This is a genomic window from Limnoraphis robusta CS-951, assembly GCF_000972705.2.
In genome coordinates, this window is the sequence record NZ_LATL02000153.1 from 1 (window position 1) to 9,280 (window position 9,280).

At 42.4% G+C, this 9,280-nt stretch carries 7 protein-coding genes; 6 read left to right on the forward strand and 1 reads right to left on the reverse strand.

Annotation, left to right across the window (positions count from 1 at the left end):
* The 6 genes from WN50_RS13535 to WN50_RS13565 all read left to right on the forward strand — a co-directional run.
* The coding region (locus tag WN50_RS13535) for an RNA-guided endonuclease InsQ/TnpB family protein (protein ID WP_049559459.1) at window positions 1-664 on the forward strand (664 nt) is incomplete at its 5' end.
* 239 nt (window positions 665-903) lie between these two features.
* Entirely contained in the window at window positions 904-1,719 is an 816-nt protein-coding gene (gene rpsB / locus WN50_RS13540) for a 30S ribosomal protein S2 (RefSeq protein ID WP_046278891.1), read from the forward strand.
* Between the two features lie 479 nt (window positions 1,720-2,198).
* Window positions 2,199-2,828, forward strand: a complete 630-nt coding sequence (tsf, locus tag WN50_RS13545) for a translation elongation factor Ts (protein ID WP_046278890.1) — start codon at window positions 2,199-2,201, stop codon at window positions 2,826-2,828.
* 264 nt (window positions 2,829-3,092) lie between these two features.
* Window positions 3,093-3,956 carry a hypothetical protein gene (locus tag WN50_RS13550; RefSeq protein ID WP_046278889.1) on the forward strand — a complete coding sequence of 288 codons (864 nt, stop codon included), beginning with the start codon at window positions 3,093-3,095 and terminating at the stop codon, window positions 3,954-3,956.
* 327 nt (window positions 3,957-4,283) lie between these two features.
* The gene (gene recG / locus WN50_RS13555; protein ID WP_046278888.1) at window positions 4,284-6,773 is read left to right on the forward strand and encodes an ATP-dependent DNA helicase RecG; all 2,490 of its coding nucleotides are present in this window, start codon (window positions 4,284-4,286) and stop codon (window positions 6,771-6,773) included.
* Between the two features lie 555 nt (window positions 6,774-7,328).
* Window positions 7,329-8,315 (forward strand): methyltransferase domain-containing protein, encoded by a 987-nt coding sequence (locus tag WN50_RS13565; protein WP_046281375.1) that lies wholly within the window; start codon window positions 7,329-7,331, stop codon window positions 8,313-8,315.
* Between the two features lie 180 nt (window positions 8,316-8,495).
* On the opposite strand, the gene WN50_RS13570 is transcribed toward WN50_RS13565, so the two are convergent.
* Window positions 8,496-9,056 (reverse strand): Uma2 family endonuclease, encoded by a 561-nt coding sequence (locus WN50_RS13570; protein ID WP_046281376.1) that lies wholly within the window; start codon window positions 9,054-9,056, stop codon window positions 8,496-8,498.
* Between the last annotated feature and the right edge of the window lie 224 nt (window positions 9,057-9,280).

The window sequence follows — 9,280 nt, forward strand, 5'->3', positions numbered from 1 at the left end:
CAATGCAGCCATCTATCCCAAGTATTTAAGGTCATCTGAAAAGCGAATTAAAAAGCTACAGCGACGACTATCTAGGAAGTTTGTCAAGGGTAAAAAGCCCCAATCAAATAACTACCACAAATCTCGAAAAAGACTGGGGAAAGCACATTTGAAGGTTCAACGCCAACGTAAAGACTGGGCTGTGAAGTTAGCCCGGGGCGTCGTGACATCTAACGATGTCGTGGTGTACGAAGACCTAAAGATACAAAATATGGTCAAGAACCATCATTTAGCTAAGTCGATTTCAGACGCGAGTTGGTATCAATTCACCCAATGGTTAAACTATTTTGGAAAAATTTGGGATAAAGCAGTTGTTTCTGTTAGCCCACATTTCACCTCTGCCGATTGTTCTAACTGTGGATTGAGGGTGAAGAAATCACTCAGCACCCGGACTCACAAATGCCCTAAATGTCATACAGAAATTTGTCGAGATACTAATGCGGCACTTAATATTCTGAAGAAGGGCATGAGTATTCTGGGTAGCGAGTATCAACAATACAGTACCGAAGGGCATTCGGAAACTGCCTCGTTCGAGGAAACGCTTGGGGAGACTTCCACCTCTGTTAATGAGGAGAAATCTGAATTAATAAGTGGTGTCACTGAACCAGGAATTAACTGTAGTTAAGAATCCCCTAGCTTTAGCTATGGGGAGTATGTCAACCCATATGTCCGAGAAACACTCTACTTGAACAAAACCACTGATTGCTGGTGACGATCAATTTCCTGTTCCCTTTTACGCAAATTTTGCTACTATAGAGAGGTTGTCTAAAATTCACACATCCTGGGTTTCGGGTGTTTTTGACAAATCCAAGTCAGAGATCAACCCTGGGATGGAGGATTAACCCGAAAGGAGTTAAATTTAAAATGGCAGTTATTAGTCTCGCTGAAATGTTGGAGTCTGGAGTTCACTTCGGACATCAGACTCGTCGTTGGAATCCGAAAATGGCTCCGTATATCTATACAGAACGGAACGGAGTTCATATCATTGACTTGTTGCAAACCGCCCAACTGATGGAAGAAGCCTATGAATATATTAGAACTTCTTCTGAACAAGGCAAGAAATTTCTGTTTGTGGGTACGAAACGTCAAGCGGCAGGTATCATTGCTCAAGAAGCTCTACGCTGTGGAGCCTATTATGTAAACCAACGTTGGTTAGGGGGAATGCTGACCAACTGGACGACCATCAAAACTCGGGTAGACCGACTCAAAGAGCTAGAATATCGCCAAGATAGCGGTCAACTTGATTATCTGCCCAAAAAAGAAGCTTCTGTGTTACGACGGGAACTGGAGAAGCTGCAAAAATACCTGGGTGGTATTAAACAAATGCGTCGCACTCCTGATGCGGTGGTGATGATCGACCAGCGACGGGAACATAACGCTGTTATGGAGTGTAAAAAGTTGGGAATTCCAATTATTGCGATGTTGGATACGAACTGTGATCCCGACTTGGCTGACATCCATATTCCCGCCAACGATGACGCCATTCGAGCGATTAAATTAATCGTTGGGAAGCTGTCCGATGCCATTTATGAAGGGCGTCACGGTCAACTGGAGGGTGATCCCGATCTCGCTGAAGAATTTGCTGACGACTACGAAGGTGCAGAAGAAGAGTTCGGCGAAGAAGGTGAAGATTACGAAGAATATATTGAAGAGGAAGAAGATCCCGATAAAGAGGATTAAAATCAACTCAGCAGTCTCAATGTTCTGAGGGATAAAAGGGCGCAAAATACCTATTTAAGCCAATTGGGTTCGGGCTTGCGCCCTGTACAAACAATGCTGATCCCGTTCGGGGACGCAAGAGAAATTGAGGGAAAATTGAATCAGTAGAAAGTGCTACTATATACAGGGTTGATTACCGAAATTAAGCGGGATACAAGCCCGGTTTGAGGACGGTTGACCTCAAATTGAGGTAAAATCATAAAAATGTTGGTCTACTAGAGTTGGGATTCGTGCGTACCAACACTTAACACGAAGCACGTAAAGCGATAGTAGCAACATCAGGTCTGTGCGGATCTATTGAAAAACCGATGGACTCGCGCATAGTGCCGAACCCAGAAACTTAATCTTTTCTCGACTCAAACCCAAAAATTGGGTGTAGGTCATTTACCATTCGTCTCAGGGCGACTCAAAAAAATTCAAGAGAAGGAATAGAGGAAAAAATGGCCGACATATCAGCAAAAGTAGTCAAAGAACTGCGTGAAAAAACAGGCGCAGGTATGATGGACTGCAAAAAAGCGCTCAAAGAAACAGATGGCGATATGACCAAAGCTATGGAGTGGCTGCGACAAAAGGGCATTACCTCGGCCGATAAAAAAGCGGGTCGTGCGGCCAGTGAAGGACTGGTTGGCAGCTATATTCATACTGGGGGTCGCGTCGGTGTCCTCGTCGAAATTAACTGCGAGACTGACTTTGTTGCGCGTCGCGAAGAGTTTCAAACGCTGGTGCGAAATGTAGCCATGCAAATTGCCGCTTGTCCGAATGTGGAGTATGTTGCGGTTGATAATATTCCCAGCGATATTGTTGAGAGAGAAAAATCGATTGAGATGAAGCGCGATGATTTGGCTGGAAAGCCCGATAATATTAAAGAAAAGATCGTTCAAGGTCGGATCGATAAGCGTCTGAAAGAATTGGCGTTGATGGATCAACCTTATATTCGCGATCAAAATATTACGGTTGAAGAGTTGGTTAAACAAACCATTGCCCTTCTCGGAGAAAATATTAAAGTGCGTCGCTTTTCTCGCTTTGTTCTGGGCGAGGGGGTTGATGCAGAGGAAGAGACGGCTGAATAAGCGCCGTTTTTTGGACAGAAGTAACCTTGCAAAAAAGTTTGATTGGCCCCGATTCAAATTATCATTAGAGGCGATTGGGGCTTTTAAATCTAAGCTATTTCAGTTGCTTAAGGTAGAAGACCGGAAACTGGATTTATCATTGGGAAAATTAATGATTCGGCAGTTTTTCCTCAGATTTTTATAGCTAAGAATTGACACCTGAACCCGGCTAACGGATTAGTTTTTACGGTTTAATATTGACGCTTTCTCCATCAAATTGCAGAAATGACAGGATCGCTTAAAGCCATAGAGGAGGATCTCGCTTCTTTAGAAGAGGCAATCGCCAAGTTAGCTCATGAATTTGATCACGCCTATGAAAATTATCTCACGGCTTTAGGAAAAGCAGTTCGCCAACAGTTGATTCTGGCGAGTTATCATTTATGTACTCAGGGCTATCCAGAATCTTTTCTGAAGCTTTCCTTTTCACAACGGCAGAAATTTCAACAAAATTTGCAAACGTTAGCTACAAACGCTCAAAAAACTTTTCTGTCTCTGGTGCAACTTTCCTCCGCCTCTCAAGCTTTGAAGGAACAACCAGAGGACGATGATTCTTTAGAAGAAGATTTCACCCCCGAAGATGAATCTGTTGAAGTCTCTACTGATTTTTTGATTCAACAGGCTCTTCCGCAGCCCTTGAGTTCTCCTGAACGGTTGGCTTTGTGGCAAGAAAAGCTGGAAAAATCAATTCATGCTTTTTTGAAAACCCTGTCTCGCGATACCAACCGATGCTTACAAAAATCCGAGATTTTCCCCCAAAAACTACCAGAAGCCCTTTTAGAAGCGGCTTCTCTAGCGGAAACTTCGGCACAAACTGTTGCGAGTCCGCCTAACCTCCTGAACTTGATGATTGAAACCGAAGACATCGAGGACGAGGAGATTTCTAATGTGACTCGTGTGATGGCTGTGCATCTGCGTCTGTCTGAAGTTGAATTTGCAGATACAGCCGTGATGTCAAAACGTCATCAGATTCGCAATCTCTCTGCTCAGTTGACCAAGCTGGGACGTAGTTATCAGAAGAAACAACGAGAACGGGCTGTTTTAGAAGCTGAGGCGGCTTGGCGAGCGAGTTGGTTTGAGCAGAACGCTTAAACACTGAAGCCGTAGAAGGCTAGAGGCGAAGGGTTGACGGGCTATTGTCTGGGTGTTGATTTATAGTTCAAGTGTAAGGGCGAAGAACCCCAGACTAGCCTATGCTATTATCTTAGCGAAAATTTCCTAAAATGTCAAATAAAAGTGAATTTTCTTGATTTTTCAAGTTAAAAACTTCTATACTTTTAGAGGAAGACAGCTTCAGGCTGTTACCCTAGAAAGGATAGACAAGCCAATGTTTTGATTCTTGAGTTTTCAATGACTTGGAGTCGGTTTAATTGGATTAATAAAATCAGATAAACTTCTATTTTTTAGTCAACTGGAACAATGAAAAGTAACCAACCAGACTGGGAGCGTTTACAAAAAGCAATTGCAGTTGAAGCCGAAAGGGGATTTAATAATGTTCAGGGAAAGCATCACCAATTTCACGAGTTTTTGTATATTAGCTTAAACGAACTTTTTAACCTTGTTCCCGGAGACTCTAAAAATCGCTGTCAACAAATGGTAGATGCGTTTGCGAATTATTCAGAAAAAAGTCTGCAAGATAGAGAAAACCTTCTGGATGATACAAGGCGGTTTTTGTTGCAAATGCAGCGAAGTCTTGACTGTCGTGAAAAAGTCGAAGAAATCACTGAAAGAAGTCAACAAATTCCGGCATCTATTCCGACAAATTCCCTGATTCAAACCCTACCAATTGTTGAGAAATCACCGAATGCTGCTTCTTCTTTAGAACAACCTTTAGAGAACGTCGTCGGGCCTAGAAATGCATATCGTTTAGCGAAACTGGGCTTGTATACGGTTTATGATTTATTATACTATTATCCGCGAGATCATATTGATTATGCTCGTCAAGTTGCGATTCGAGATTTAGTTCCGGGAGAAACAGTAACACTGATTGCTAAGGTTAAACGGTGTAACTGTTTTAGCAGTCCTAGAAATAAGAAATTAACGATTTTAGATTTAATCTTAACGGATAGTACCGGACAACTCAAAATTAGTCGTTTTTTCGCAGGGCCGAGATATAGTAACGCGGGATGGCAAAATAAGCAAAAATATAACTACCCACAGGGTACGATTGTCGCGGCTTCGGGGTTAGTGAAAAGTAATAAATATGGAATTACTTTAGATAATCCTGAATTGGAAGTTTTAGACCAAGAAGGGGGGCAAATTGACTCGATGAAAATTGGTCGGGTGGTGCCTGTTTATCCCCTGAGTGAAGGGGTGGGTGCTGACTTAATTAGAAAATCGGTTTTATCGGTTTTACCAACAACGAGCCAGTTGCAAGATACGTTACCTCAAGGTTTATTGGATATTTATCAACTGATTGGAGTACAAGATGCGATTCAAAATATTCACTTTCCCCCAGATAGAGACTGTTTAGCCGCAGCCCGTCGCCGTTTGGTATTTGATGAGTTTTTCTATCTACAATTAGGACTGTTACAACGACGTCAATCTCAAAAAAAAGCGGCAACTAGCGCCGTTCTTGCTCCGACGGGAAAACTAATTCAACAGTTTGATGAAATTTTACCGTTTAAATTAACGAATGCTCAACAACGAGTCATCAAAGAAATTCTGATTGATTTACAATCTTCTGAACCGATGAATCGGTTGGTTCAAGGGGATGTAGGGGCAGGAAAAACAGTAGTCGCAGTTGTAGCAATGTTAGCGGCTATTCAAGCCGGATACCAAACGGCATTGATGGCGCCAACGGAAGTTTTAGCCGAACAACATTATCGAAAATTAGTCAGTTGGTTTAACTTAATGCACTTAAGCGTTGAACTGTTAACGGGTTCAACTAAAACGGCGAAACGTCGCCAAATTCACAGCCAATTAGAAACGGGAGAATTACCTGTTTTAGTGGGAACTCATGCGTTAATTCAAGATACGGTAAATTTTCATCGGTTGGGGTTAGTGGTGATTGATGAACAGCATCGGTTTGGGGTGCAACAACGGGCTAGATTGCAACAAAAAGGTGAATCTCCTCATGTTTTAACGATGACAGCAACGCCCATTCCGCGTACATTAGCGTTAACGTTACATGGGGATTTAGATGTGAGTCAATTGGATGAACTTCCGCCGGGGCGTCAACCGATTCAAACGACTATTTTAATGGGGAAACAACGCAATGAAGCCTATGATTTAATCCGACGAGAAATTGTGCAGGGAAGACAGGTTTATGTGGTGTTGCCGTTAGTTGAAGAATCGGAAAAGTTAGATGTCCGTTCAGCAGTGGAGGAACATCAAAAACTGCAAACGAAAATTTTCCCAGAATTTCAAATCGGTTTATTACATGGTCGTCTGAGTAGTGCGGAAAAAGATGAAGCGATTAGTCAATTTCGCGATCAAAAGACGCAAATTCTGGTTTCTACAACTGTTGTAGAAGTGGGGGTGGATGTTCCGAATGCAACGGTGATGTTAATCGAAAATGCGGAACGATTTGGGTTATCTCAATTGCATCAATTACGGGGACGAGTTGGACGGGGTAAACACAAATCTTTTTGTCTATTAATGGCAGGAAGTTCAACGCCAGAAGCCAGAGAAAGGCTAGAGGTTCTTGCAGAGTCTCAAGATGGATTTTTTATCGCTGAAATGGATATGCAGTTGCGGGGGCCAGGTCAAGTTTTGGGATCTCGTCAGTCAGGATTACCGGATTTTGTCTTAGCGAGTTTAGTTGAAGATCGGGAGGTGTTAGAATTGGCAAGAGATGCGGCGCAAAAAGTGATAGAAAAGGATGAAACGTTAAACCGTTGGCCGTTAATGCAGCAGGAGTTAAACCGACGGTATCAACGAATGTTAGGGGGTTCTATTTTGACTTAAATATGAATATTAGATCGGCTACTGTAGAGGATGTTTCGCTGATTTTTTCGTTGATTCAGAAGACGTCAGAGTTTGATCGTAATATTGGGGGGTTTTCGGGTGTGTTGAAAGTTTCTGAAGACAAAATTCGCAAAACCCTATTTGGGAAAATTCCTTTTCAATCTTTCGATCCCATATCTTCGGAGATCTTCCGGTTGAAAAGGCAGTAAATTCTGTTTTAGATTGTGCTAACCAATATTATGCAATGACTCCCCAAGAGAAGTTAGCGTACAAAAAACGACCCGAACTTCTGATATGATATCCGGTTGATTAATGCCTGTTATGGTGGGGGTGGGGCGGGTTTAACTCAATCTCGGAGTGGTCGCCCTCGATCTTCGGCGGAACCCGCCCCTACCAGTACGTTAATTGATTAGTCGGATATCATATGAGAAAAGGAATTATTGCTTGTATTCCTCCTCAGTTTTTCCCCGAACAACAGTCTTTCAGTTCTCAAGGACTCTAACTTCGTGCTAAATTAAGAGTCAAATCGTCAAAAAATATCAATCCTTTCTTTCAATGAATTTCGTTAACATCCTGGGACTTTTCCTGATTATCTTGACCATCGGTATTGTCTTGTACTTAATTACCCCTCGCCGTTATCAATCCTCTGATTCGGTTGCCAATTCCTACGATCAATGGACGGAAGATGGTATTTTAGAATTCTATTGGGGCGAACATATCCACCTCGGTCATTATGGTTCCCCCCCGCAACGAAAAGACTTTTTGCAAGCCAAAATCGACTTTGTAGATGAGATGGTGCGCTGGGGCGGTTTAGACAAATTACCACCGGGAACTACGCTGTTAGATGTCGGTTGTGGAATAGGCGGAAGTAGTCGTATTTTAGCCAAAGATTACGGATTTTCTGTGACTGGAGTTACCATTAGCCCCCAACAAGTCAAACGCGCCCAGGAGTTGACACCCGCAGGAGTTGATGCTAAATTTCAAGTCGATGATGCAATGGCGCTGTCTTTCCCCGATGCGAGTTTTGATGTAGTATGGTCTGTTGAGGCTGGCCCCCATATGCCGGATAAAGCGATTTTTGCTAAAGAGTTGCTGCGAGTCGTCAAACCGGGTGGCGTGTTGGTTGTGGCTGACTGGAATCAACGCGATGATCGGCAAATTCCGCTTAATGTTTGGGAAAAACCTGTGATGCGTCAACTCCTCGATCAATGGTCACATCCGGCTTTTTCGAGTATAGAAGGCTTTTCCGAACTATTAGCTGAAACGGGGCTTGTAGAAGGGCAGGTAAGCACCGCAGATTGGACAAAACAAACCCTACCTTCTTGGTTCGATTCGATTTGGCAAGGAATCGCCAGACCCCAGGGATTAGTGAGTTTTGGTTTCTCGGGTTTTATTAAATCTTTGCGAGAAGTCCCGACTTTGTTGTTGATGCGGTTAGCGTTTGGGACGGGTCTTTGTCGGTTTGGAATGTTTCGGGCTGTCAGGGCAAATTCACCGCTACAATTAACTAATACTACAATCACTGAAACCGCACAAGTTTAATTAGAAAAAATATTTTCCGTCAGGTAAACCCCAAAAACCCGGTTTCTTTGACAATGACGAGGACGGGTTGGACGGGGCGAAAACAAATCTTTGTTTGGGTGCAGAAATTATGGAAAAACAAGGAAATCGCTGTTTTTTGAAATGGGTTCCATCCGGTTAGGTTCGTTAAGAGTTAATTTCTTACTCTAGCAACCAGTCAAATAAGTTTTGTACGGTTATTTTAAAACTTTTGGCAAATTCAGGTACGGGTAATTCGGCTGTGGGTTGATCATAAAAAGTTGTCGCTTGCTCGGGTAAATGTACAAATATAGATAAATCCTCCGGATCAATTAACCATCCCATTTGGGTTCCATATTTTAGACTATATAAAATCTTTTTTGTGACTTTTGTTTGACTTTGATCGGAAGAGAGAATCTCAATCATCCAGTCGGGTGGAATGGGAAAAGTATTGGCAACTCGACCATTTTCTTGTCGGGGAATTCTTTCCCAAGTAAAAACCGAAATATCGGGTACAATTGAACGATTTTCAAACGTACAGCGAAGTTCGCAAAATGCTCTGGCAATTCGTTGTTGTTTGAGAGAAGCATTAATTGCAGTTGCTAACTCAGTTTGAATTGCACTGTGTTCTCCTTGTGGCATTGGTTTTTGAATAATATCTCCGTCAATATATTCACAAGCAGGTTTAGTTTCTGGCTGCTTTAGAAATTCTTGCAGGGTCAGAGTTTGAATCGATTGTACCATGAATTTTAGAAAACTGAATGGTTAAACGCTCTAGATTGATTCTACTTCGTATTATACCGAATCCGACTATTGAGTGCTGTGCTAACTGTTCTACAATAGAGCTACGATGGCTTTTCTCGATAGTTCTGAGTTGAGGGTCAGTCGCGGCATTTTGGCACTAATTTGGCTACCCCAAAAAAATTTAGAAAAAGCGCAATATTAACTTAAGATTATCTGTAGAGTTT